This window comes from Brevibacillus sp., from assembly GCF_003521185.1.
Classification (GTDB): domain Bacteria; phylum Bacillota; class Bacilli; order Brevibacillales; family Brevibacillaceae; genus Brevibacillus; species Brevibacillus parabrevis.
In genome coordinates, this window is record NZ_DOTK01000072.1 from 13,748 (window position 1) to 38,926 (window position 25,179).

The 25,179-nt window shown below is 47.4% G+C and carries 23 protein-coding genes and 1 pseudogene; 3 read left to right on the top strand and 21 right to left on the bottom strand.

The genetic code is table 11. From position 1 onward, the window contains the following. Positions 1-2: 2 nt before the first annotated feature. The 4 genes and pseudogenes from DEP07_RS21685 to brnQ all read right to left on the bottom strand — a co-directional run bounded on the left by DEP07_RS21685 (position 3) and on the right by brnQ (position 4,667). Positions 3-1,163 (bottom strand): GerAB/ArcD/ProY family transporter, encoded by a 1,161-nt coding sequence (locus DEP07_RS21685; RefSeq protein WP_122966856.1) that lies wholly within the window; start codon positions 1,161-1,163, stop codon positions 3-5. Positions 1,164-1,169: 6 nt separating this feature from the next. Continuing rightward, positions 1,170-1,388 (bottom strand): hypothetical protein, encoded by a 219-nt coding sequence (locus DEP07_RS21690; RefSeq protein ID WP_280648840.1) that lies wholly within the window; start codon positions 1,386-1,388, stop codon positions 1,170-1,172. Then, positions 1,385-2,846, bottom strand: a pseudogene (locus DEP07_RS21695) (spore germination protein). The gene DEP07_RS21690 and the pseudogene DEP07_RS21695 overlap by 4 nt, the downstream one beginning before the upstream one ends. A gap of 480 nt (positions 2,847-3,326) precedes the next feature. Further along, positions 3,327-4,667, bottom strand: coding sequence for a branched-chain amino acid transport system II carrier protein (brnQ, locus tag DEP07_RS21700; protein WP_173597381.1), 1,341 nt, complete (start codon positions 4,665-4,667; stop codon positions 3,327-3,329). Positions 4,668-4,949: 282 nt separating this feature from the next. On the opposite strand from brnQ, the gene DEP07_RS21705 reads away from it, so the two are divergent. Continuing rightward, on the top strand, positions 4,950-5,795 hold the full coding sequence (locus DEP07_RS21705) for an SDR family NAD(P)-dependent oxidoreductase (protein ID WP_233454170.1): 846 nt from the start codon (positions 4,950-4,952) through the stop codon (positions 5,793-5,795). Between the two features lie 155 nt (positions 5,796-5,950). Here the strand turns inward: DEP07_RS21705 and DEP07_RS21710 are convergent, their stop codons facing one another. The 4 genes from DEP07_RS21710 to dacB form a co-directional block, all read right to left on the bottom strand. Next, positions 5,951-6,685 carry a YheC/YheD family protein gene (locus tag DEP07_RS21710; protein ID WP_255679260.1) on the bottom strand — a complete coding sequence of 245 codons (735 nt, stop codon included), beginning with the start codon at positions 6,683-6,685 and terminating at the stop codon, positions 5,951-5,953. Continuing rightward, positions 6,682-7,074, bottom strand: a complete 393-nt coding sequence (gene panD / locus DEP07_RS21715) for an aspartate 1-decarboxylase (protein WP_122966861.1) — start codon at positions 7,072-7,074, stop codon at positions 6,682-6,684. The genes DEP07_RS21710 and panD overlap by 4 nt, the downstream gene beginning before the upstream one ends. Before the next feature lie 85 nt (positions 7,075-7,159). Beyond that, a complete protein-coding gene (locus DEP07_RS21720; protein WP_287103001.1) occupies positions 7,160-8,224 on the bottom strand; it encodes an Ldh family oxidoreductase in 1,065 nt (354 codons plus the stop codon). Positions 8,225-8,409: 185 nt separating this feature from the next. After that, entirely contained in the window at positions 8,410-11,307 is a 2,898-nt protein-coding gene (gene dacB, locus DEP07_RS21725; RefSeq protein ID WP_287103002.1) for a D-alanyl-D-alanine carboxypeptidase/D-alanyl-D-alanine endopeptidase, read from the bottom strand. A gap of 175 nt (positions 11,308-11,482) precedes the next feature. On the opposite strand from dacB, the gene DEP07_RS21730 reads away from it, so the two are divergent. Together DEP07_RS21730 and DEP07_RS21735 are read left to right on the top strand one after the other, a co-directional pair. Next, on the top strand, positions 11,483-12,028 hold the full coding sequence (locus DEP07_RS21730; protein ID WP_122966864.1) for a hypothetical protein: 546 nt from the start codon (positions 11,483-11,485) through the stop codon (positions 12,026-12,028). Between the two features lie 365 nt (positions 12,029-12,393). After that, positions 12,394-12,936 (top strand): hypothetical protein, encoded by a 543-nt coding sequence (locus tag DEP07_RS21735; RefSeq protein ID WP_122966865.1) that lies wholly within the window; start codon positions 12,394-12,396, stop codon positions 12,934-12,936. 305 nt (positions 12,937-13,241) lie between these two features. Here the strand turns inward: DEP07_RS21735 and DEP07_RS21740 are convergent, their stop codons facing one another. The 13 genes from DEP07_RS21740 to DEP07_RS21795 all read right to left on the bottom strand — a co-directional run. Continuing rightward, complete coding sequence (locus DEP07_RS21740; protein ID WP_173597386.1) at positions 13,242-13,931, bottom strand: hypothetical protein; 690 nt, start codon at positions 13,929-13,931, stop codon at positions 13,242-13,244. A gap of 511 nt (positions 13,932-14,442) precedes the next feature. Continuing rightward, on the bottom strand, positions 14,443-16,365 hold the full coding sequence (locus DEP07_RS21745) for a copper amine oxidase N-terminal domain-containing protein (RefSeq protein WP_287103003.1): 1,923 nt from the start codon (positions 16,363-16,365) through the stop codon (positions 14,443-14,445). A 21-nt stretch (positions 16,366-16,386) separates the two neighbouring features. Beyond that, complete coding sequence (locus tag DEP07_RS21750; protein WP_233454215.1) at positions 16,387-17,451, bottom strand: S1C family serine protease; 1,065 nt, start codon at positions 17,449-17,451, stop codon at positions 16,387-16,389. A gap of 612 nt (positions 17,452-18,063) precedes the next feature. Continuing rightward, complete coding sequence (locus DEP07_RS27830) at positions 18,064-18,375, bottom strand: immunity protein TriTu family protein (protein ID WP_425266757.1); 312 nt, start codon at positions 18,373-18,375, stop codon at positions 18,064-18,066. 226 nt (positions 18,376-18,601) lie between these two features. Next, a complete protein-coding gene (locus DEP07_RS21755) occupies positions 18,602-19,138 on the bottom strand; it encodes a hypothetical protein (protein ID WP_287103004.1) in 537 nt (178 codons plus the stop codon). A gap of 873 nt (positions 19,139-20,011) precedes the next feature. Continuing rightward, the gene (locus DEP07_RS21760; RefSeq protein WP_287103005.1) at positions 20,012-20,440 is read right to left on the bottom strand and encodes a hypothetical protein; all 429 of its coding nucleotides are present in this window, start codon (positions 20,438-20,440) and stop codon (positions 20,012-20,014) included. Positions 20,441-20,649: 209 nt separating this feature from the next. Then, a complete protein-coding gene (locus DEP07_RS21765) occupies positions 20,650-21,009 on the bottom strand; it encodes a hypothetical protein (protein WP_122966877.1) in 360 nt (119 codons plus the stop codon). After that, positions 21,010-21,300 carry a hypothetical protein gene (locus DEP07_RS21770; RefSeq protein WP_141254274.1) on the bottom strand — a complete coding sequence of 97 codons (291 nt, stop codon included), beginning with the start codon at positions 21,298-21,300 and terminating at the stop codon, positions 21,010-21,012. A gap of 568 nt (positions 21,301-21,868) precedes the next feature. Further along, positions 21,869-22,339 (bottom strand): hypothetical protein, encoded by a 471-nt coding sequence (locus tag DEP07_RS21775; protein ID WP_122966879.1) that lies wholly within the window; start codon positions 22,337-22,339, stop codon positions 21,869-21,871. A gap of 17 nt (positions 22,340-22,356) precedes the next feature. Next, positions 22,357-22,686: an Imm8 family immunity protein gene (locus tag DEP07_RS21780; RefSeq protein ID WP_256436848.1), complete on the bottom strand. Its 330-nt coding sequence runs from the start codon at positions 22,684-22,686 to the stop codon at positions 22,357-22,359. Between the two features lie 213 nt (positions 22,687-22,899). Beyond that, positions 22,900-23,856, bottom strand: a complete 957-nt coding sequence (locus DEP07_RS21785) for a tyrosine-type recombinase/integrase (RefSeq protein WP_122966881.1) — start codon at positions 23,854-23,856, stop codon at positions 22,900-22,902. A gap of 182 nt (positions 23,857-24,038) precedes the next feature. Next, positions 24,039-24,272 (bottom strand): hypothetical protein, encoded by a 234-nt coding sequence (locus DEP07_RS21790; protein ID WP_122966882.1) that lies wholly within the window; start codon positions 24,270-24,272, stop codon positions 24,039-24,041. A gap of 10 nt (positions 24,273-24,282) precedes the next feature. Beyond that, positions 24,283-25,179, bottom strand: an 897-nt coding sequence (locus tag DEP07_RS21795; RefSeq protein WP_287103006.1) for an RHS repeat-associated core domain-containing protein, incomplete at its 5' end; no start/stop codon positions are given.

Below are 25,179 nucleotides of genomic sequence, written 5' to 3' on the forward strand. Positions count from 1 at the left end.
TCTCATCCTTCTTGCTTTTCGGTATGGGTATGGGCTTGTTCAGGTGCCATGGTCATTTGCGCTTGGCTTTGCTGTTTGCCTTTTTTGCGCAGCAGGGCCAAACCGAGCAAAAGCAGCGGACAGATCGTCTGCATGAGCGGCCCGTAAAACGGAAACGAGATTACATCGAAGCGACTTGCCTGATTGAGGTTGGGGATGGACCAGAAGCTGAGGGCAGCGATGAGGATACCGATCGGGAGCACAATCGGGCGATAATCGGCAAGCCCGAGCCATTGACTCGTTCCCAGCACAGTAGCGTAGTAAAATATTGATATTTTGACGAACATCCCGAGAATCCAGACGGTCATGACCACAGAGTCGAGATTTTCAAAGAAGTCCGCAATGCTGATGTAGCGAAAGGCAACCATGACCGGATACAAGTAATCCGCGGCCTGCGTCCCGAACACCAGCAAAATAAACAGATTGATACAGGTCAGCATCAGCGCAATTCCCAAAATCGTCAGCATCCCCGAGCGCATGCCTTTGCCCCGATCGGTCACGAAGGGCAAAAAAAAGCTCATCAGAAACGCCTCGCTGAAGTAGCCTTGCGGGATCAGTGCCCCTTTCAGCGAAGGGAGCAAGCCGTGTTCCAGCATGGGAAACAGAAAATCGGGCTTCATGTCCCGGAGCAAAAAAGGCATGAGAATGAGCGGAAACATAAAGAAAAAGAAAAAGAGCTGTGCCGTCCTGCCGATCGATTCTACTCCTGCTTTCACAGCGTAGGCGCAGACGGCGATCATCGTGATAATGACGATGCTGATCGGTGTCTGCGGCAAAAAATTGCCGATGATAAACTCGGCGTACCCTCTGGCGATCAATCCTGTCATGTGGATGTAAAAAAACAGGATGAGCAGCCCGAACAGCTTTCCCGGAATCGTACCGATAATGTCGGTACTGTATTCGACGACGGATTTTTGCGGGTACAGTTTGTTCAAGGCTATGGCGGCATACACCGTTAAAAAACCGGTCAAGGACGCCCAGGCAGGCGACAGCCACAAATCATTTTGCGCGTATTTTCCGCTATAACTCGGCACAGCTGTAACAGCCGAAGCAATGACAGCCAGGAAAATCATTTTTCCCATCTGCGCGGAAGAGATTTTTCCCTGTTCTAGCAAGCACCCCACCCTTTTTTATTCCAAGTAGTGACCCAGCGGCTCGAAAATTTCATTGATTATCGTGGTGGGTCCCGGCAAATTCGGCAAATCGAACATGGACAGCACCCAGCCGATGAAAACCAAGGCGATGAAGGTCATTTTGTCTCGCCTCGGCAAGCGCGACAGACGCGGCCACTCGATGGCAAACAGGATGCAGACGAGAGCGCTCATTCCGGCGACCAGCCCCCATTTCAAGCTGGATCTCCCCCTTTTTTCGGCCCTGGCTTCTGATTCGCTCCTTGCCTGATTTTTTGATAATCTCCCGTCAAGTGAGGGCGCGTGTTCATCATCCACCACGGCGCGCGGACGAGCGTGTCCTTCCATTCCGCGACCTTGATCGGTCCGACTGGTGTCAAGTACGGCACGCCCAGCGAGCGAATCGTGCTCAGGTGGATGACGGTCACAATAATGCCGAGCATGATTCCCAACAAGCCGAGCGATCCGGCGAGAAACATCATCGGAAAGCGCAGCAGGCGAATGGCGATGCCCGCGATATAGTGCGGAATCATAAAGGAAGCAATCCCTGTGATGGCGACCACGATGACAAACCAGCCCCGCTTGTACGGCTGCCTGACCGATGACGAGCGCCCCGACGATGCTGACAGCGGCCCCGACCTGCTTGGGCAGTCTGACCCCTGCTTCGCGCAGCGCTTCGAACGTAATTTCCATCAACAGCGCCTCGACCAAAGCCGGAAAAGGCACTGCTTCCCGGGAAGCTGCCATGCTGATCAACAGCGAGGTCGGCACCATCTCGTGATGAAACGTAATCAGGGCGACATAAAGGGACGGCAGCAAGAAGGAAATCGCGGTGAACAAATAGCGCAGCCAGCGGATCGTCGTACTCGCGAGCGAGCGCTGGTAATAATCCTCGCTGGATTGCAGCAAGGAAAACAGCGTAGTCGGTGCGATCAGCACAAACGGCGTGCCGTCTACCAGAATGGCGATGCGCCCTTCCAGCAAATTCCCGCAAGTGACATCCGGACGCTCGGTGGTCAAAATTTGCGGGAACGGCGATGCAGGATGATCTTCAATCAGTTCCTCGATGTAGCCGCTCTCCAGCACACCGTCGATTTCGATCCGGCCTAGTCTCGCCCTGACCTCTGCCACCAAGTCCTCGTCCACGATGCCTTCCATATAAGCGAGGACAACCTGGGTTTGTGTGTAGCCGCCGATTTGCATTTGCTCCATTTTCAAAGCGGGCGTCTTGATCTGCCGTCTGAGCAGCGCCGTATTGACGTGGAGCGATTCCGTAAACCCTTCGCGCGGCCCCCGGACGACCCCTTCGGCGACCGGCTCTTCGATCTGCCTTTTTTCCCATCTGGCCAAGCCAAAGGCAATCGCTCTCTCCTGCTGGTCGATCAACAGAACCGGGTTGCCGTTTGCAATCGCTTCCAGGCATTGTTCTACGGTGCTCATTTCCCGCGATTTGGTTACGGGCACCAGATTGTCCAACAGCTTTGTCAGCGGGGAATCCTTCGGCAGCTTCGTCTGCATCAGGACAGACAACACGCTGCGCTCCAGCTCCTCCTGATTCGTCAAGCCGTCGATGTAGATCGCAAGCGCCCGGATCGTGCCGCCGATGCGAAACGAGCGAAACACCACATCGGAGCAGTTGGCATACAAGTCTCTCAGCCGCTGCTCGTTGTCAGCCAGCTGCTTTTACAAAGGCGTATGGGAAGGCGCTGTCTGCTGCTGCGTCTTCTGTTTGTGCGATCTCCACCACTTTCGCGCGTTTTCGCTCAGGCTCCCCACCCCCTTTTCAACGAAGCCGCCTCACTTTTTCCTGAGTCTCGCCTACTGTAAAATGAGTTAGGGAAATTTTGCCCCATTCGTACCACTTTTATCCTGTTTCCTTGCCCGGTGAGCCAGTTGCCCGTGCCAAAAGAAAAAACGCCCGGATCAACCGGACGTTTTGGACCGTAGCCATTTCCACAAATAGCAATAACAGGACGTCAGCACAAGCACGACAGTGATCGTCATGATAGTGTCAAAGCGCATAATAGCCTCCTTCTTTCTCCTACTCTTTTACTACGAAAAAACAGACGATAAAGTCACGAAATCGCATCATCTTTCACGCATGTGTCTTCAAAAAGGAAAGAGCCTCGCAAGCGCGAAGCCCTTTTTTCGTTGTAGTTATTCCGTTTGGGAAGAGTGTTTTTGCCGCAATAGCAAAGCTCTTTTCCACATGTCGAGCAGCATGCCGACTGCAACCGCGATCAAGGCAGGCATGACCCAGCCAGCGCCGACGTTGTAAAAAGGCAAGGCCGCGAGCACCTGGTCCCATTGGTGGGCGACAAGCAGGGCATTCGCCAAATCTGCCAGCCCAAACACGGCAACGACGCCAACCGTTGTCATATAAACGAAAGAGGTAGCCGGGATGAACCGCTCGACCAGAGCAAGCAAAATGAGCATGATCGCAATCGGGTAAATCGCACCTAAGACAGGCACGGATACTTGCAAAATTTGTGTCAGGCCCAAGTTCGCAACCAGCATGCTCAAGACGCATAAAACCGTCACCCATCCCTTGTACGGCAAACCGCCGAACAGGCCGTGGAAATACTGACTGCAAGAAGTGACGAGCCCAATCGATACGCACAGACAGGCGACCGTAAAAATCACCCCGAGGATCAGCGTTCCGCTTGCCCCAAACAGGTGGTCCATCATGTTCGCGAGCAGTTGGGCGCCATTTTCCGCTTTTCCTAAAGAAGCGGCAGACGCGCCCATGATGCCCAGAACGACGTAAATCACTGTCAGCAAAAATCCAGCTCCAAGCCCTGCCTGAATCATGCTTGCAGACAATTTTTTCTCGTCTGTCATCCCTTTCGCCCGCAGCGTATTGGCAATGACAATCCCGAAAATGAGGGCGGCAAGCGCATCCATCGTCAAGTAGCCGTCGAGAAAGCCTTGGGCAATCGGATTTGCTCCGTATTTGCCAGTCGGCGCACCTGTCTGTCCGAGCGGAGTAACCAAGCTTTTGATGTAAATCAGCGCGATGAGCGCCAGCAAGGCAGGCGTCAGCAGCTTCCCGAACCGATCGACCAGCTTGGAAGGCGACAGACTAAACCAGAACACGATCAGAAAAAACACGACCGTGTACACGAGCAAGCTGATTTTAGAGGCAACCAGCGATTCTGGCAAAAAAGGCGCCATCCCCATCTCGAAAGCGAGACTTCCCGCGCGCGGAATGGCGAGAGCCGGCCCGATCGAGACGTAAATCAGAAACGGAAAAATAAGAGCAAAAATCGGATGGACCCGGCTCGCCAATTGGTAGAAGCTGCCTGCTTTGGCAACGGCAACTACCCCGAGAATCGGCAGACCGACAGCCGACAGGACAAAGCCCAGCAAGGAAGACCAGACGAGCGAGCCAGCCTCCTGCCCAAGGTATGGCGGGAAAATCAAATTGCCTGCTCCAAAAAACATGGAAAATAACATGAAGCTGATGAGCATCCATTCTTTTTTAGACAGTGATGTCATTGTCGAACATACTACCTCCCTTCATAATGAGAGGCATTCTATCAACTTTTTGTGCTCTGCGCCAGCCTTTCCCCATTTTTCGCAATAGCAAATGGATTGCGAGTTTTCTTTTATGGAAGGCTTTAGCATTCGACTATCGGCATTTTCTGGCTGCTCAAGATATCGAACTTTTAAACGTGTCTGTTCCATCGATTTCAAAAATGATAATCGCTCATTCTCAACATGACACTAGATGTCATATTACTACGTGTATGATGAAATAAATAACTTGCGAAGGAGTAGATGAACTTGAAGAGACTCGCTGGGAAAATCGCTCTCGTAACCGGAGGAAGTCGAGGGGCAGGACGAGGGATCGCCATTGAACTCGGGAAAGCCGGAGCAGTCGTTTATGTGTCGGGAAGAAGTTTGCGAGGGACTACTACAAACGGTTTTCCAGGCAGTATTGATGAAACGGTCGAGGAGATTCTGAAAAATGGTGGCGAGGCATACGCATGTCGTTGCGATCATACCCGTGATGAGGATACGCAAGCTTTGATCGAGAGAATCCGTCAGGAACAAGGACGTCTCGATATACTTGTGAATAACGTCTGGGGACTGCATGACTTGGACGTGAATTTACAACCGAAACCTTTCTGGGAATATCCGCTGAACATGTGGGATGCTATGTTTCAAAGCGGAGTACGTGCACAAATAGCGACCAACCATTATGCGATCCCGCTTATGCTGGAAGCTGATTCTGGGTTGATCGTACATACCACTTTCCGGGATCAGGATAAGTATTTAGGAACTTTCTATTACGACCTTGCCAAGAATACGATTAACCGCTCCGTGTTCGGACTCGCTCATGATCTCAAAAACACGAAAATAACGGCGGTAGCGGTCTCCCCTGGTTGGATGAGAACAGAACTGGTATTAAGAAATTTCAATACAGACGAAAATCATTGGAAGGAAGTGGAAGCTCTTAAACATACGGAGTCGCCGCATTATATTGGGCGCGCTGTGTCTGCCCTGGCAGGGGATGGCGAAGTGAAGCTTAAAAACGGACTGGTCCTGCAAGTTGGTGATCTTGCCCGGGAATACGGATTCACCGATGTTGATGGACGATTTATCCCCCCTTTTCTCATCTGATCCGTTATACAGCAGAAACCTTTCTCATCGAACGACAAATACTTGTTACCCAGAATCCACATGAAAGCCTTTTGAAAAAAAGAACCACTTGCCCTCAGGCTTTTTCGGCCGTCGCAGCAAGCGGTTCTCTTTGCTTTTCAACGCGCTCCACGCACTTAACGCTTCCGCATCGCCAAAATACGCCTGTAAAAAGTCTGATCCTGAAGCTGCTGGAACAAAGATAGCGACGGGCGAAAATTCGCTTCGATGATCCACGGCTTTCCGTGAATGTCGATCCCCATGTCCAGGCCGATCTCCCGCAACGTCGGGTACGCCGTTCCCAACCGTTTGGCTACCGCCATGGACACTTGCCGAATTTCTCCGAGCAGATTCGGATTCGCTGCAATGTTCGACTGCTTGATCGCCGTGCGAAGCGGCAGCACTTTTCCGCGGCTGCGGGCGACGTTCGTCACGACGAAGCCCGGCCCGGCGAGTTTGGCTACCCATCCGGTAATCACCCAGGGAGAGTGTTTCCCTTTGCGCTGGATCATCACGCGGACATCAAACGGCTTTCCGTTGATGCGCCCAAGCGGAATGCGCGGTTGAAGCAGATACGTTTTCGGGCGAAACAATGATTTCGCATATTGGACAGCCTTTTCCTTGCCTTCGACTGTCCGGCGGTGCTTGCCGCTATGAATCAAATAACGGTCGTCTCCCAAATCGGTCAGCTGGATAATCCCGGCCCCGCCGCCTCCCCCGGACGGCTTCAGCATGACACGCTTGTAGTCCGCTGCGTACTCCCATAACGCTTCGGGAGAAAACAGCCGGGTTCTGGGCAAATGCTCACGCAGGAACTCATCCTGAACCATGTGCTGGTGCTTGCCCCATTTTCCTACGTTTGGCGCTTTTATGGCAATGTCTCTCCATTCGTAATGAGATGGTGCTCTTCGACTTTCGTAATGCGATTTTGTTCATCCACAAACACGACCTTCGGCACCAGCTGGTCGCATTCGCTCTCCTCGAACATGCCCATGCTTAAAATGATGACGATGTCGCCGGGGGAAAACAGATGGGCAGGCGGGCCGTTCAAACAGATTTTGCCGCTTCCTTCCGCTGCTGGCAGGGCGTATGTTTTCCAGCGCGTCGCGTTCCGCAAGCTGGTGATTTGCACAATTTCGTAAGGCTTGATGTCAGCCGCTTTCATCAGGGTTAAATCAATCGTAATGCTGCCGACGTAGTCAAGCTCGGCTTGCGTCACTGTCGCCCTGTGGATTTTGCCTTTGCACATGTGGCGTTGCATCGGATGTTCACTCCTTTTCAAACCGCTGACATCAGTCTATGTGCGAGAGAATGTCCCGGAAACCACTGGACAGCGAAAGCTTTGCTCACACCCGATAGACTGCTTGCGCCAGATCAATTCCGTAGCCGGAACACAACTTGTTGAGATCCTCCACCACCGTCTGCGTCAAGGGAATGCCATCCTGCTTATGCGCTGCCATCTTTCTCTGCTCGATTTCTCCCGGAATCAAGATTTCCGCCACATGGGCTGCACGCGGAACTTTTTTGATCTCCCGGATATATTCGTCCATCTTTTGCAAAAATGCGTCCACAGGCAAAAAGCGCTGCACATCGATGCACAAAAAGACGTGTCCGATGTTTTGCGGATCATGCCAGTTGTCGTACAAGCTTTTGACGTCGGCTCCAGCCGCAGCTCCGGTCAGCAGCCCGCATAAAATATCGATGAACATCGAAAGCCCGTAGCCTTTTGCCCCGCCGATCGGCAAAAGAGAGCCGAGCAACGCTTTATGTGGGTCATGCGTTGGCAAGCCGTCCGCGTCTATGGCCCAGTCTTGCGGGATCGTCGTCCCTGTTTTGGCTGCCAGAGCAATCTTGCCGCGCGCCGCAACACTTGTCGCCATGTCCAGCAAGTAGGCAGGTTCCTCGCCCGCAGGAATGCCGATCGCGATCGGATTCGTTCCGAAAAACGGCTGAATCCCTCCCGTTGGCGCCATCGCGGAAGGGGCATTCGAGAGGACGAGCAAAATCATGCCTGCGGCAATAGCCTTCTCGGCGTAGTACGAACAGGAACCGAAGTGATTGGAGTGCCGTACGCCGACAAATCCGATCCCGTTTTGCCGTGCCAGTTCCATCGCTTCTTCCAAAGCAGCCATCCCGACGACCGCTCCAAGCTGATTTTTGCCATCGATAAGAGAGGTCGCTCCCTGCCTGGCGACCAGCTCAGGTGGCAGCGAAAGCTCGATCAGCCCCGCCTCGATCCTCTGCACGTAAATCGGCAGCCGCGACAGCCCATGGGACTCGATCCCGCGCAAATCCGCATGGACAAGCGATTCGGCTACCATTCGTGCATCCTTTTCCCTGACCCCCGCGCGAGAAAGGATGTGTGCAGCGACTTGCTCCAACCCCTGCCAATGAAAGCGTGTAGGGTTCAACTTCGCTTCCCCTCCCCGATCTCTTCGTTTTTGTCGCGTTCTGCATCTGGATATAGATATGAAACCAGCCGAGCGACCGTCACTGGCATTGACCCAAACCTGGACAAAAAGCCACCTGCACGCGGCCACCCATAAAAAAGAGAAGCCCGCTTTTGTCCAAAGGGCTTCTCCATCTGCCTGCCAGCTTATTCGTACGCTGCGACAATCGACATGATCCGGTCTTGCAGTTCCGTAAAGAAATCTTCATCCTCCACATAGCCGTTCATGATGATGGAAACGACGAGCCTCTCCCCGCTTTGCGTAGTCAAATAGCCCGACAAGCTGTTCGCACCCGTCATTGATCCGGTTTTGGCATGAATCGTTTTGGCAGCAGCCAGATCGGTCAGCCTGTTTTTCAGCGTACCGTCCACGCCCGCGATCGGCAGCGACGCGTCAAAAGCGGCAAAAGACGTTTGCTTCGCCATCCCTTCCAGCACGGAAGCAAGGTGACGCGCCGAAATCAGGTTGTAGCGGGTCAAGCCTGAACCGTCGACCATGTCAAAATTCGTTTTGCCCCCAAGCGACGCGACTGTTTCTTGCACGACTTCCGCTCCTGCAGCGGCACTTCCGGTTCCTTTTTTCACGGCTCCGATCGTCTTCAGCAGCATTTCCGCGTAAAAGTTGTCGCTCTTTTTATTCAAATAGGCGACGATATCTTTCAGCGGCAGCGAAGTAAATTCATGCCATTTGACAGCGGATGGCGGGACAGTTTGCACGATCAGCTGGCTGCCCGGAGCGAACTGAATGCCTTGGCTTGCCATCGCTTCCTGCAAAACGGTTCCCGCGTACTTGGCCGGTTCCTCTACAGGTACGCGCTCGTAGTCGCCAGGATGATCGAGCGGAAGATTTCCGGTCAGCCGGATCGTATTCGTTCCGCGGTCGCGCAGGATGGCAAACGTATTTTCCTGCCCGGCCTCTACTGTTTTCGATTCGTTGACAATCGTGACGTAGTTCGTTTTCGGCAACAGGTTGAACGCGACAGCCTCGCCCGCTTGTTTCGCAGGCTTATATTCGACCATGACCGTTCCGCGATTCAACGCCAATGCCCCGAGGGTCGGGTTGTAGTAGTAGCTTTCGTCATCCCATGCCCAGCCAAGGCCGAGCCGTTCCTTGTCAAAATAGCTTTCGTCCAGCACGAGATTTCCGGTGACTTGCCTGATCCCTTGCTGCTTGATCCACGCTGCGATTTTCTCTATCGTGACGCCTTCCTGCACTTGCAAAGCGTTTTCGGTAGAAATGGTCGGATCGCCGTAGCCTTTGAGGTACAGATTGCCTTGCTGGACTCCGTTTTTCGTTACAGGCGCATCCCCGTACAGCTCGGTTTTGTAGACGTAATTCTCCCCGAGCTGGGACAGCGCTGCGGCCGTCGTCAGCAGCTTGAGATTGGAGGCGGGTGTGAGCAGCGCGTCCGCATCCTTTTCGTACAAAATGGCTGCGTCTCCCGTTTTGTCCAGCGACTTGACGATGACACCTGCCGTTACCCCGACTGCTTGCGGCTGTGCAAACAACGGATCAAGCAGCACGGAAAGCGGATAGACCTTTTCGCGGGCAGGTACATAGCCTTCCGGAGCAGTAATCTGCGGGTAGGAGGCCAACAGTGTGCCTACGAAGTCTTGCAGATCGCGCGCGTATTTCGACTTGTAAATCCCGTTGATCAGGATGGAAAAGGCCAGCTTGTGCCCGTTTTTCGCCGTGACGTAGCCAGACAAGCTGTTGACTCCACCCATAGAGCCTGTTTTCGCCATCAAGTTTTTTTCCGCGTCTGTCGTAAGCATGCGGTTTTTCAACGTGCCGTCTACGCCTGCAACTGGCAACGATTTTTCCAGCTCGACGCCATACGTCTGCTGCTGGGCAAAATCAAGCAGCTTGACGATTTGCTCTGCGGTGACCAAGTCAAAGCGCGACAATCCCGAGCCATCTACCTGCCGAAAGCCCGTGTCAATGCCAGCCCGCTTCATGACGTCCGCAACGGCTTCGCTGCCCGCTTCTGCGCTTCCTGTTCCTTTTTCCGTCGCCCCCAATGTTTTCAGCAGCATCTCGGCGTAAAAGTTGTCGCTTTGCTTGTTCAATTCCACGACGACCTCGCCGAGCGGCATGGAAAGATGCGTGCGGAACGGCACGCCGGATGTCACGCTCGTCTTTTTGATTTGCGTGGAAGAGCTGAAACCGATCCCTTGGGCGAGCAATTGCTGCTTCCAGATGTCTCCCACAAACAATGCCGGGTCTTCCAGCGACACATCTTCCTCATACGGCTTGGCGCTCACCCCGATTGTTCCTGTCAGCAAAATCTCGTTTTTTCCGCGCGGGCGCTCGACGGTGATGTCTGTCTCCGCTCCTGCAACGGTCTGCACCTGGTTGTTGATCTTCACATATGTAGTAGCCGGTTCCATCGCCATTGTCGGCGGTGTATTGGCAGTCTTCCCCGGCGAAATCGCGATCGTCACAAAATTTTTATGCACCGAAAGCGCGCTGAGCTGGGCACTGTAGCCATACGGCTCGTCATCCCACATCCAGCTGACGCCAAGCCGGGTATCGTCAAAATAGCTTTCGTCCAGCAGCAGGTCGCCGTCGATCCGTTTGACACCTGCTTCTTTGACGGCAGCAGCCAGCTGTTGCAAATCCGCTGGCATCAAGGTCGGATCGCCGTTGCCTTTTAGCACCAGATCGCCCGCTAAAACCCCGTCGGCATTTACTTTTCCTTGCAAAAAGACGTCTGTCCGCCACTGATAGTCCGGCCCCAGCTTATCCAGCGCAGCGACTGTGGTAAACAGCTTCATGTTCGAGGCGGGAATATAGTTTCGCTCGGCGTTGTGCCGATACAAATACGTTTTGTCCGTCAAATCGTAGACGGCAATCCCCGCATACATCCCCATGCTGTTCTCATCGTTTTTCAAATCGGTCAAGTATTTCTCGATGCGATCCGTGAGTGCGTCCCTCGTGCCGATGTCCTCTCTGGCAAAAGCAGGTGACACGGCAAACTGCAACACAAGCAGAAGCAAAAGAAAACAGGTACAGACGCGTCGAAAGACAACCAACTGATTCATGTGACCCTCCTCGTCCTAGTCTTGACCTTTTGCGAGAAATCCAAAGGATGAGCCAATCATAGCATTTATTTAGATTTTTCTAAATATTACTATCCTACTATTACGCTCGCGGATGAAGCGTGATTCCCTCGACCATACTATCGACATGACTACAACGAGCGAGGAGAACTTGTCCATGCGATATCGCCTGCTAATCCTCATCATTTTGCTGTGCGCCGTCATTCTGCCTGTTTCCGCCGAGACGAGCATCGGTCAGCTTCACGTCCCGACGACTGCTCTGTCCAGTGCCAAAGAGCTCGTCAGCCAAAGCGACCTCATCCTCATCGGCTGGATCGACAGCGCCCACAAAGCATACCCGACAGGCCGGACCATCAGCCAGGGCAAAATCGTCAACTACACGCAAACTTTGCAAGTGAAAAAAGTGTTCAAAGGCTCCTCGTCGCGCTTGGTGACGGTACTCAGCACAGGAGTGGAGCCGTTGCCCGACGCTTCCAGCCAGCTGAACCTCACCTACACGGGACCGCTTGGCGAAGGCAACTACCTGGTCTTTTTGCGCAAAGTAAAAGGTTCCTCCTCCCTTTACTCTCTCTCAGGACTGTGGCAAGGCGTATATCCCTTGTACCAGGGCAAAACAATCGCCTTGCAAGGCGTCGGCTTTTCCGAGTTCAACCAGCTTTCGTGGGAAGAAATCGAGCAAAAGCTGAAAGCCATCCAGCCGTAAGTGCTCCTCAAACGCCAAAAAACCGCTCTCATTACAATGAGCGGTTTTTGGCATGCACCCCAAGTCAGCTTCTCATGACGTAAATGAAGATCACCATCGACACGGCACAGGCAAGAACACAGCCGACAAAGCCCAGGATGACCCATTTGTTGTTCGTTTTCGGTTCGTGTTTGTCGCTCATAAAAACTTCTCCTCGTACAAGCATTCTTCTCTATTATAGGATTGTTTCGGCTGAAAAGGAAACGGGAAATCCAATTCAGGCAGTTGTCACACATATAAGCTATGGATTATATGTTGATTTATTGGTAAAATAAGACGGGAACAATGCTGTCTGTCATGGAAAAATCCTTACAGGAGAGTGAACTATGACACGAATTGCCCTCTTTTTCTGTTTGCTCGCCCTTTTTGCCACGAGTTATTTTTTGACCGACGATTCTTCCCCCACTCCGTTGCAAGCCATTGAACAGATGAGAGAAGAAGTCGGCACCGTGTTGCACGAAGCAAGCACGGATAAAGGTACTTTGTTCTTCCTCGTTCATGAGGATGGCCAGATCCACGCCGAATTTGCCAAGAAAACGATTCTTGGCTGGAAATGGGGCAATGGCGGCAGTCACGCCATTCCCGCCGATTCCGAAATGTCGCTGTACGATCCTGCCTTTTCCACCCAATACGTCGCCAACGGAAAAGAAAACCCGTTCGACTCCCCGTTCCCAATGCTGTTCGGCGTCATTCTCGATCCCGCCATCGACAGCCTCGTCGTCGTGAGCGACAAGACTGGAAAAGAGATTCAAGCGGAGATTATCGACAGTGAGCTGATCCCGTTTCGATTGTGGTATGCACAGATTCCCGTGAAGCAAGGGGAGGCGTTTACGGTGACGGCTTTGGGGGAGGATGGTGGGGTGATTTAAGGGAAGTAGCTACACACAGATTTTCCTACACTCTTCCTTCGGTAGATCAACTTTAGAAACTGTACGTGTCATTCCCGCTTTTTTGTTGAGATGAGAAGTGACCAGACGCTAAGAACCCATACGGGAGGGAGTTACTCGTATGGGTTCTTTTATTTGTCATCAGACTCCTGTGGCAATCGTTCTATCTTTTATGAGTTTTGATTATGCGATGGTAACCTAGAAAAATGATAGCCATTGTAGCCTCTTTTCTCCCACGCTCTTGTGCAGTCGCTCCGTTCCTGACTTCACAAAGCACTGCTTTAAATCTATGTTTCGTTAAACGACCGCTCTCCATTATTAAGTTTCGCTTGCGCCATTTGATATAACTTTTCCTTATGCTTTCTATCCGCTTCATTTGCAGCAGACTTTTGAAATAACGCTAGAGCGTCGTTCGGAACAAGTCCTTTCTCTATAGCTTCTTCAATGCTTGAGTAAAGACTCCACTCTAGTAGCGTCATTAATTCTTCTCTATGGAACTGGGTGCACTCTTTTACTTTTTTTCTAGCTTTATGATGCAGCAACTGTTTCTTGATAGATTTCTTTTCTCCAAATAGGTCCATTAGCTTACTGATTTTATCATGGGAAGTTACCTCTGACTTCATTAGCCGAATGATGATGCTTTCCAGTGCAACATAGTTTTCATGTAAATAGTCATGGATCAATTGATCGAACAATTCATTGTCTATTTGCTTCGTGCCACACGAGATTTTTTGCTGATAATAACCATACAACAGATGTTCTTTTACTTCTCTGTCCAAAATAATATGATCTTTTATTCGATAGTAGTTTGCTAAAGCGTTTTCCGTTAGTTGGCTATAGAGGGTCATTTTCTCCACATGATCTAACTTGGAAACGAGCACATGTAAAGCTTCATACAGCTCGCGATCATCAAGTTTTCGGCACAAGAGAAGGTTGTTGATCTGACCAAACCAATCGTTATTTGCTGTTTGTTCCACTGAATATCACCTGCTATAACCATTTCTCATTCCTCGTCCATCCATTTACGAAACCCTGAGACGACTCCACTCTGCTCTTCATTCACTTCTTTCTTTTATAATCGATAATACTCCTAGCAAACCAATACACAGTAAAACAACCAAATAGAATAAATAACAATGATGCGTACGTAGAAGCTGGAGGAAAAAATGTAGCACCAGAAGAAATCCCTCTGCCCCCAATGTATATTTCTCCTGAAATCAACCCATTTACGCCAGAATAAATCAGGTAAAGACCAAACAAGAACCCAATCACAGTGTACAAGTTGTCAGCAAAATAGTTCATAAACTTTTGCGCTCCTCGTATTTTAGAGTCTAAAACCATGGAACGATCAGCAAGTTTAAAAACGCATGAACTCCCCTTCATTTTCTCCAAGCAAAAGCCCCTGGCGCGAAACCAGGGGTCTTAGCTAATGCGTCGTGCCATCATCGCGCATACCTGCCTCTACTGGATGACGGATCAAAGCTGTCTTTATTCGATTACTTTAAACGAATTTAATACCTTCTCCATCCGCTCCTTGGTAGCAGCCGTACTGTAAGCATCGCGAATCGACCAGGAAATATAGTAGGAATACTTGCCTTTCGGGAAAAGGTACGCTGTACGTTCATATCTGATGCCCTCTTCTTCTCCCTTGATCACAAATTTCCTGCCCGACTCGCCATGTACGGTCACTGGCTTGTTTTCCACCAGCGAGGTTTTCTCACTGCCGCTCGTTTGCATTTTGAAGATTGACGTGAAGCTTTTTTCTACCTCGGAGTAGCTGTCCTTGAATACAAACAGAGTAAACGCGCCGCCTTCAAACAAGTACGACTTGCCGATCAAGCTGCGGCTATCGACCACGTCCTCTTGCCAATACTCGGGGATGTCGATCGCGTACTTGTACTTGCTGTCCTTGATCGTCGCCATCTTGTTTTTGTCGAGCAAAATGTCATCCTGAATGAAGCCAAGCGACTGGTTCATTTTTTGTTCATCGATCGACAGCGAACGGCTGATGGTGTTGATCATCTCCAGCGTTTTAGCCGGATCGGCCGTTTTGTTGAACGCGAGCTGCAAGTGGAACTTGTATTTTCCTTTGATGAAAAAGATGTGGCGCTCCTGGTATTTGTTTTCGCCATCAAAGGTGCCGTAGTTCCGCTCCCGCGCCGTCACGCCAGCGATTGTGGTAGTCGTTGCGTTTTTATCGACGTCAAGTGCACTCTCGGCATACATCTCGCGATACATCCGTTCATGCTTGGCTACCCAGTCGTCGAGCTTGTCGTTTTCAGTCGCCGAGGTCACGCTGAGCTGCATCCACTGATCGCCGTCGTCATTGCTGAAAGCTGCCCCGCTATCGCCGCCTACTTTTTCCCAAACAGCGGGCACTTTGATTTTCAAGCCAAAATCTTTGTAGTCGAACCAGCGGTAGCCATTCTCGACATTGGACAAATCTTTGATGGACTTATCCTGTTTGTCAAAATGGGCCGTGAAGCTGTCCAGCATGTCTTTGTAACCTTTGTATTTCGCTGGATTGTTGAAGTCCGCTTCGTTGGAAACACTCAGTGTGATCTCGTACACTTTGTCGCCTTTTCGGTAAGCGCGGCTTTCTGCCATATAATCTTCTTCATCCCGCGAAACTACTCGGGCATAGGAAAGGCCATCTTTCTCGACATACTCTTTGGACAAAATCATACCGTACTGATTCTCGGCCAAAAACTTGACCAGCCCATCGTTGGACAAGTTTTCCGGCTGATCTTCGTACACCTGCACGTTCAGCCAAAACGTCTCCTTGCTGTCATGGAAGCTCGCGTAATTGCCCTTGTAGCTCTGGTAGCCCAAGATCAGCTCTGTCGGATACTTCATCGACCAGCCATAGTAGCTGTCGCCGACCTTGGTCTTTCCGTGGTCGGAATCAAGCGAACTGTTGGACGCAGCAGTACCTTGTGTGGAAGCGCCCGTAATCGTGACCTCTCCCGTCTGCTTGTTCTCGCTCACATTCGCACCTAAAAACTGCGTAACGAGCGTCACCGGCACCATCGTCTTCCCGTTTTTCAGCTCGGGTGCCACCGAAAGCACGATCGGTTGGCCGTTCAGCTTGGCGTTTTTGTCGCCTGCCTTCAGTGAAATCGTCTTCTCTCCCGCCGTCAGTTCAATTGTCTGCGTCTGGTTGTCCCATTGCAAAGTCGCGCCAAACGCATTTGTAATGATGCTGAGCGGGATCATCGTCGTGCCGCCTGCTACATACGGCTTCTCGATTGTCGATGCAGATCCATTGATCGTTACGCTCTCCTGCCCTACCTTCAGCCGGACATTCACGCTGCCCCCTGCCGTGTCAGCAGCATGCACCAGACCGTTATTCAGCAAAAGAGGCACGAGAACGAACGATACCGCCGTCATTTTTTTCCATCCACGCAACATAATTGGCCCCCACTTTATTTGTTATTTTTTCGTTTCTGCAAACGTGACGTTCTTTTTGATCAAATCCCCGTTCGATTGGGTCATGATCTCGACCTTTTGTCCGGGCAAATATTTTTTCAGCAACTCATTGAAATCAACGATGGTTGTAATCGACTGATTGTTGATCGAGTAAATGACATCCCCCGGTCCGATGCCCGCTGCCGCAGCTGGCGAGCCTGGCTCCACCCGCACGACCCGCAGCGGCTCCTTTGTCGGCAAACCGACGACAGCAGCCCAGCTCTCCTCCAGCTCCGCTCCGAAATACGGTCGCTTTACTTTTCCGTATGTAAAAAAGTGATGCAGCACGTATTGCACCGTATCCGCCGGAATTGCGAAACTCAAGTTGTCCACCCCGATAGAAGCAAATTTGAGCGAATTGATGCCCACGACCTCGCCCTTCATGTTCACGAGCGGACCGCCGCTGTTCCCGGGATTGACCGCAGCATCTGTCTGAATCAGTCGGTAGGTAGAGTTGACGGAGCGATTCACCCCGCTGATAATCCCGGACGTCGCCGAGTTGCGCAACGAAAAGGAAATCGGCGTCCCGATCGCCACCACCGTCTCGCCCATCTTCATCGCATAGTTCGTTGCGAATTTCGCCGGGGCAAGCCCCGTTGCTGCAATCTTGACCAGCGCCAGGTCGCTCTCCTCGTCCATATTGGTCACTTTGCCACTGTATTGCTTGCCGTCGAGCGTTACGACCGTCAAATTGGACATATTTTTGACCACATGCGCATTGGTCACGATCCAGCCGTCCGCCTTCACGATCACGCCTGTTCCGTGCGCAAGGTTGAAGCGGTTAGTCGAATTTGCTTGCTCCGTCGGCTTCCCGATGATCGCCACCACACTCGGTGATGTTCGCTGAATCACATCCGGGATGTCGTACGTTGCTGCTGTTTTGTCAGACGTTTTGGCCGGAGCCGCTTTCGTCTGGGTATTTCCGGCTGCGTAGGCAACAGACCCAAACGTTACTACTGGAGAATGAAAATGAAAGAAAATAGCCGCTAAAGCTCCGCTCATGATGAGCGTTTTGTACCTCGAACGCATTTTGTCTCACCCTTTCTGCAAAATCTCGCTTTTCCCGTTCTCGGGAGCACCGCCTCCTCATCCGGCATAGTGGGAAAAAAGTTGGCAAAAGAAAAAGGCCATTCACGAACCGAATGAGCCTTTTACCTGATAAACATTCCGTTTGGTACGTTCGATAGGGCAGCCCAGCCATTGATGTTCGAGGAATGCATCCCCTCGGCATGTCGCTTGAAGCGCACAATCTCCGGGTCCAGATGCCTAGTGTTCCTTATGCCTCGATACCTAATGTTGGTAATATTGTAAGTTATCTGCTTGGGATTTTCAAAAGATGTTTTTCTACAGGAATCGACATTTTATTCTCTACTTGGCTTGCACTCTAAACTTTTCCAGTTCAACAACCCATGCCTCTATTAATTGCTTCAATTCTGTTGTTTCAATGGTGTACTCTACGTCCGCTTCGTCTTCCAGATGCTCGAATAAATAATTGACGACTCTCGTTTTCGCTGGCCCAACTTCTATTCTGCAAGCATTTCCTCGCGTTTCTTCGTATGGGGAAGTTCCTTTTAGGACTGAATCAATTAGCTGTGGTTCCCGTTTTTTAGCCTGAGACAATCCCCACCAACCAATGGTGTCCTAATTTTTCAACATATAGTGAATATATGGTGGGACAATTTTATTAAAGTCAACCTCTTCGTCCAAACCATCTTTATAATCATGGATGACTGTTTCTAGCGTATTCGCATCAACGATTAGTGCCTCCATCATCCCTGATCTCCAAACACATATCGTACTTGCATAATAATCATTCTCCAAATATATTCTTTGAGCATGATCTATGAACTGTTCTTGCTCACCACGTGATTTATCAATTTCAACTTCAAAACCTAGTCGTTGAAAGTCACCCTTCTTTTCTGCAATCCATAGTAAAAATTTGTTATCAAGAATTTCCTCTCACCGCTTGCTTTCATTTTCTTTTTCCCTGCAATTAGTCTGATCTTTGCTCGGCAGGCGGCTCTTGAGTATAGAAGTGGCTTTATTGTTCACCTTGTTTTTCTTACCATAAGTCGTTTCTTGAGAAGATCGTCTTCGTTCCATATTATGGAAATTCATGATATATTCCCAGCATCTATTTATACGCCCGATTTCTTATTCCTCAACAGCTCCACATACTTTACTCTTCATCGTCAAGATAAGGTGATTTAAGAAGCTCAGCAAACAGCCCTTTTCCAATAATCTCTTTTATGGTGTCGCTACAGTTAACGGAGCATCCAATGTACATGTAATAGTCAAAGCCAAAATGAACAAACCTTTTCTTATCAGATGTAAGCTTGCACCAAAGCTTCTCCCTTAATATAAGCTTGCATAGATTTCTTAAATTTTCCCCGCTTACTATGTCACCTTCCAAAAGATTATGAAATAATGCAACCATCTCGGCCGTATAAATGGAACGATGCTTATCAAAATGAAAGTTCAGATCATGTCTCTCTAAATTGATTACTTGTAACTGTTGTATCTGTAAATCTTTCATAATCATTTCTATCGCAGAGACATATTGTTCTTCTGTTTTTAAGTATTCGTGGATCGTTAATTCTCTTCCATGATAAACGTTGCCAATATCGCTAACGGAAGTCCATTCTTCAATTAAATATCTCCCGTTTCTGTCGCGGTTAGATGGATTGTATTTTGTTATTCTCCAGGAGTACTGCACCGTTATGTTATCACTCCTTCAGCCTTTTCCTCTATATTAAAATGGATTGCATTGTCGCTTTATGTACATGCATTTTGAACTGCTTCCGACAGTAAAAGCCCGCTTTCCTTATCGTACAGCTCCCCCGCTAATGCAGATTGGGGGTGAACTCTAAAAAATTGACCATCTTGGGGCAAACGCTCTCATCTTCGAGGAATGCAGTAATTACATTTCCCCCTCACCGATAACCCCTTTCAAATTGCTCACTCTTATTATTTATCATGGAATATACCCCACTAGCGCACCTTGCGGAATTGAATTTCTATGAAAACTTCCTTTTGCCATAAGTATTTCATCCTAAAATTGTTTTAAATCCTGCTTGTTTAGGGCCTATAAACAAGGTTCCGCTTGGCCCTGGATTTCACCACATCACCGTAGCTATTGTAGTAGGAGGAATTTTTCAAATTTGTCGTAGTGTTTGCGCCAGATCAGTTGGTTGCCAGAAACATTCCGAGCTTTCACGTAGCACGACATGCTGCCAAAGGTTGGCTCCCGAATCAGCATATCACGTCGAGGCAATTGTCATGACAGTACCTCGACGGAAAGCTTCTTCTCTCTCATCTCAAGATAGAAGCTCTCTATCTCCAGGGGATACGAACATTGGACGAGCCACACCGGAGAGTAGAAGTATTCATTCATTTTTTACAATAACAAGCGACCACAAAGGAAATGGAACAAGCTGACGCCGGTTGAGGACCGACGCCAGCTTGTAGCCTAGGTCTTTTTTCAGTGTCTATCAAAAAGGGACTTGACCAGTTCGAATAGGGATAAAAATCCTAATAATATTTTCCTAATTAACCAAAATGATTTCCTTAATCCTGGGCAAAACCATATTTACAAATTTTCCAGGTGTACTTTCCGGATATATAAACTGCTACCAAGATCTTCTTCAAGATGAAATAATTCAAATGAACGCTCGGATAAATTTCTTCCTTTCTTTAAAACCACACATGAAAAAAGCCCATTGTATCGTAAAGCTTGAATGACTTCGTCTTTGCTAATTGCATAATACCATGCTGTTTTTGATGCAAGATCGCAATCTTCATCGGGAGGGAAGAAATCTATCCATTCATCATCTTCAATTACTAATCTATCTCTAATAAATTGGTTACAATTATGGCAACTTGCAATCACTCCTCCGTTAAATAGAAACATATCCCCTTCTTCCAAAAAACAATTTAATACCTTGTATTCAACTTCATAATCAATAATTTCATGATAATCATTAATTACTAAAAAACCCTTGTAATTACTTATTTTCATTATTTGAAACACCTGTTCACTTTCATCTGATTTTTATGATATTGCAAGTCAACATGAAATAGCCATTTTTAGTTGCACTAGTTACTTTTAAAGCATGTTTAGTTGAAGCCTTCTCTCAAAATATTCTGCACAAAAACCCATTCCTCCTCGCGTTCCAAGTCGGAATAGGCTACATAATACTGATATTTGTTATTAAGTCTGACTCCTACTTAAATTGCCTCAAAACGCTTTCTTATATAGATGCTCCAAGTCAGCCCTACTATTAGCAGCAATGCTCCTGGAATTCCCAACAAAAGGGTATACAAACTACTAAACCATAAAAAAATAATGAGCCAACACAAATATGCAACTCTGTTCTTTTTTAACAATAGCAAAATCCCAATCCCTATCATTAAAGCAGGAAAAGGAAACACTACCAGCTTTACTCCTTCAAGTGATAGGAGAAGTAATGTGCTTAATCCACCAATGATCAGCCATAGTTTACCTGTTACTCTACTCTTGAAAAAAGGAGTTGTGATATAGAGAATTATCAATCCTAACATGATTGGAGCAAGTAATATTGCCTCCATTTAACTTCCTCCTAAAGGACATATTGATTCCTCAGCTTCCCTTGGATTATGCCCATATTCAAAAACTAACCCGTCATTTTGATTTAAAGTAACCTCGTACCTTGGAAGATCGCCAGGGTTCATATTAATTGCTACAGGTTTTGTTTTATCTTTGGGCATTTGACCTTGCTCATTCTGCACTGGATGGGGTACCTCCCATAAACTTGTTGTTGTCTCAGAAACTCCAAGATAGAGGAAACTGGTGCTCAGGTGGTCAACAGTTAGGTTAGCATTCACAGCCAGTTGTCTCATTCCGTTCATCCTGCCAGATTCAAAGCTGTAATTCTCACTAACCAAGCTAACCGTTCGCTGTATGGCCATTACCATACAATCCCTGGCAAGAATTTCGTTGGTTGGGCGTAAAATGAGATCGTCAAACTACCGCAAACAGCAAAGCGGATACGGACAAGGATGATTACCAATTTCCACTTTCAAATTTTTGATTTTCAATTTCTTTAATAATAGCGTTTTCCGTATCGTAATTATAATGAGAATGGTTTAGGCTTTAACTCTGGATCACCTTTCCTTGCCCACCAACGCGAATTAGAGCCGAAGTATATTTCGTACGCCCAAAACTCTGGTGATTCATGATAAACCATACAACATCCACCCATTATCTCAGTATTACTCCAATGCATATTAATTCTGCCGACAGCTTCTTCTTCCGTAATTTGAAACTGATCTACCATAACGTTTACAATCTCGTTGCAAAATCCCTATCCTTTTTCATCTAAATTAAATTCAAAATCTGTATACATTCATTACTCACCTTTTTATTTATTAGATTGTGGCTCGGTTGGGGTAAGTAGTGTCAAAAATATTATTTTAAAAATTGTTTGATCTTAGGTAACACATTTCTCTGAAAATCACCTTCTCGTTTCTCTGTGAAACACAAGGAAAAGCTAGTATCTTCTTCAATATGTCGTAATACATATGAATACTCTTGAAATGTGCCTTGTTTATCTACTATTACACACAAAAATAGCTGATTCATTTTGATTGCTTCTATTACTTCTTCTTTTCCAATCGGACAAATCCAATGCGTATTAGGCAGTCTTTTTTTTGGAGGATCCCAAGGGAGTACCCACTCATTGTTAATATATGCTGTTCTGTCAAAAACTAATTTTTTGTGAATAGCTGAATCAATTGAGTTTAAATCACCAGAAAATGCAAATAGAAGTTTCTGATTGTCATTAACAAAACAATTCAAAAAGTAAACAATCTCATTTACACTACCTACTTCTTGGAAATTTTCAATTACTCCATACGGAGATTCTATCAGCAGTTTCATACTTCCCCCCATATTATTCAAAATAATGATGAAGCTTCATCAAGTGTTTTGTATTGACTATTATCATACTCCCAATTTAAATGACGATTAATGGCCTTTGCCACTTCAACCCATGAAGGACGAACGCAATCTTCTAATATCTTGTTGATTTCCTTCTCCACTAGAGACTCATTAAATTCGTTAATAATGAGTATAGCCCTTCCATCTAGTATTTTTTCTTCTTTCAGAATAACCAACAACCTCTTCGGGGTCATAACTCGGAAGTAAAACAAATCCGAGCCTTCACTATCCTTGGATCGGCTACACTGAATTGGACAATTCTCTTTTATATTGTCGTAATATTTCAGGTTGAATAAATACGGAACTTACTTTCATTTTGATGGAATCAAACAATAATATTCTCTCCTTTTACTATAAATTTTAATATATTGAATATGATTTGGACTGTTATAACAAAAGATAGCGACTTATACGTTTGATCACCTCCTCCATCGATTTACAATAAATTTTTATTTTTATTGTGAAACTTCTCAAGAGGAATTTAATCCTCTCTAGAAGTTTCATTTATATAATCTTGCGATCATTTCTGGATTAATAAAGTCTTGCATTCCCCACCACAAATACTCCATCTTGTTTCCATTCTTTACTTTGTTTACCCCGAATCGCTCACATATTTCAAAATACTGTTCTTTTTCAAGCACTCCATCCCGTTCAAGGAGTTGCTTTCCCATCCAAATCATCCCGCTACGTTGAATCGTTTTCACTCGTAAATTGTCCAAACCAAAGTATTCTTCTAATGCATGTAATCTCCCATAAATCAGATGAGGACTGACTTGTTCCATATGAACATTTCTTGTCTTGGCTGGCCTGATTACATAGCCTGTTTCAATCAATTCACTTGTTTCTTTGAGATGATCTCGTCTCATCTCCCCATTCCCTTTCAGATAATCCTTTTGCTTGATTGCCCCATGTATTAATTTCAGACACTGTTCGGATATAGGAATTTCTCTTGTTTCATCTTTATCGTTAATCAATATCACTGTTCGTTTCTCATCATTGACTTGTTCACGTTTTAGATTGCGTAGTTCACTTACCTCTCTTCCACCCGCACCTTCAAATAGCAAAGAGAGAATCACTGAATCCTGATCATTATTACATTGTTCAATGATTGCATCGATTTCTTGCTTCGTAATGAAATGCTGATGGGTGTTCACTACCATGTTCTTAAACCATTCTTTTGAAACGGACTCCAGTGGATTGGTGTCCTCTCTAAGCCCCTCTGCCCTTGCCCAATTCAAGTAAGCAGATATCGTTCTCCCAGCCGTATTAAGAGAGTCTCCTGTAGAAGCATGGAAGCTGTGTAGGGCAGTTTCAATCTCATCCAATGTAAAGTGAAGCAAATCCTTATCCTTTTCCACTTCGAACTTCATTGTTAGGTTGAAGACTCTTGAATAAGCTTTTTGGGTATTTTCTTTATATCCTTGAAGAAAGGCTGTTTTTGTTTCGGGGTTAAACATGGTTACACACCTTTCTTATGAAGCAGGAATACTATAAATTTATAGTTTGAATTCCTTGAATTGATGATACTATAAATTTGCATTTTAAAACAAGAGTTTTTTACAACATTTATGAAAAAAAGAAACCCCAGACGAGTAGGTGGTTACTCGTTTAGAGTTCCTCTAAGGTAAGTGAATTCCAATTATTGTGCTTGAATATATTCGGTAGGCTCTTCTTCAAATCCATTCCAAAATATCCATAGTCTATTGCAGTTTGGACATTTGAGAAAACTTTTCATGGTACTATATAAGTTCTCGGCTTCAATTTTTCCCACAAACTTATCAAAGTCTGTGTCAGAAATAAATAAATGTTCTATTGGACATGGTATTTCTCCGTAACTTAATACATCCCCACACCTACACTTCATCTTAGGCATACAGTCCCTCCTATTTCATAATGACAATATCAATAATATTAGTCGCACCTGTTCCCCTAACTCTCGCTAGCACATCTCCTAATTGCTCGGCCGTGACAGTTGTTTGAGACAAGTCTAATACTACCCCAGAAGTTTGTGAATTCTTTTTGGCTATTGCAGAGATAATTCGGCTTACATTTGCAGTGGTTGGAGTGTATACATCATAATTTACACCATTTACAACAAGATCTGATGTCCCGCCACCAGCTCTAGTGCCAGAAGGTGCTCTCAAAGTAACATTATTACCTAGACTTTGCATGTATTTAGCTGCATTCTTTTCACTTGCTGAGAAGGTTACTCCTTTAGCCTCGACTATCGTTAATGACCCCTGTGATGAGGCATTTGTTCCTTTAGTAGATCTATACGCTATATACCCTCTTGCAGTATATACAACTTCTACAACCTCTACAGTAGCCAAAAATCCAGCAGCGAACCCCTGTGTAAATTCCGTGATAGGATTATATTCTTTAAAAGCATTTTTCTTAAGATTATCACTAAACGATTTCAGCATTGCTTGCTGGTCTTTTGGAAGAGTATCGTAAGCAATTTTCCCTTGAACAACATTATTATAGAGAAGGGTCATTTTTGCTTGATTCCATCCACCATTACCTTCAGCTAACCCAATATCATGCCCAGTTGGATCAACAAATTTCAACGGATTATTATGTGTATACGTATACCGATTCAAACTCAACGGATTATCCACTTGCCCCTTAACCGTATCCTCCGAAATAAACCTTCCCATCTTCGGATCATAGTACCGCGCCCGCAAGTAGTAAAACCCGCTCTCCTTGTCGTACATCTCCCCCGCATACGTAAACGGGTTTGGCATCGTTTCCTTGACTTTGTCCGCGAGCAGGTTGCCCCA

Excerpts from the sequence above, each read along its gene's own strand:
- DEP07_RS21760 (WP_287103005.1), bottom strand. The coding sequence starts at position 20,440 with ATGAAAATAAGTAATTACAAGGGTTTTTTAGTAATTAATGATTATCAT.
- DEP07_RS21735 (WP_122966865.1), top strand. The coding sequence starts at position 12,394 with ATGACACGAATTGCCCTCTTTTTCTGTTTGCTCGCCCTTTTTGCCACG.
- panD (WP_122966861.1), bottom strand. The coding sequence starts at position 7,074 with ATGCAACGCCACATGTGCAAAGGCAAAATCCACAGGGCGACAGTGACG.
- DEP07_RS21790 (WP_122966882.1), bottom strand. The coding sequence starts at position 24,272 with ATGCCTAAGATGAAGTGTAGGTGTGGGGATGTATTAAGTTACGGAGAA.
- DEP07_RS21785 (WP_122966881.1), bottom strand. The coding sequence starts at position 23,856 with ATGTTTAACCCCGAAACAAAAACAGCCTTTCTTCAAGGATATAAAGAA.
- dacB (WP_287103002.1), bottom strand. The coding sequence starts at position 11,307 with ATGAATCAGTTGGTTGTCTTTCGACGCGTCTGTACCTGTTTTCTTTTG.
- DEP07_RS21750 (WP_233454215.1), bottom strand. The coding sequence starts at position 17,451 with ATGCGTTCGAGGTACAAAACGCTCATCATGAGCGGAGCTTTAGCGGCT.
- DEP07_RS21745 (WP_287103003.1), bottom strand. The coding sequence starts at position 16,365 with ATGTTGCGTGGATGGAAAAAAATGACGGCGGTATCGTTCGTTCTCGTG.
- DEP07_RS21705 (WP_233454170.1), top strand. The coding sequence starts at position 4,950 with ATGAACTTGAAGAGACTCGCTGGGAAAATCGCTCTCGTAACCGGAGGA.
- brnQ (WP_173597381.1), bottom strand. The coding sequence starts at position 4,667 with ATGACATCACTGTCTAAAAAAGAATGGATGCTCATCAGCTTCATGTTA.
- DEP07_RS21765 (WP_122966877.1), bottom strand. The coding sequence starts at position 21,009 with ATGGAGGCAATATTACTTGCTCCAATCATGTTAGGATTGATAATTCTC.
- DEP07_RS21730 (WP_122966864.1), top strand. The coding sequence starts at position 11,483 with ATGCGATATCGCCTGCTAATCCTCATCATTTTGCTGTGCGCCGTCATT.
- DEP07_RS21770 (WP_141254274.1), bottom strand. The coding sequence starts at position 21,300 with ATGAGACAACTGGCTGTGAATGCTAACCTAACTGTTGACCACCTGAGC.
- DEP07_RS21775 (WP_122966879.1), bottom strand. The coding sequence starts at position 22,339 with ATGAAACTGCTGATAGAATCTCCGTATGGAGTAATTGAAAATTTCCAA.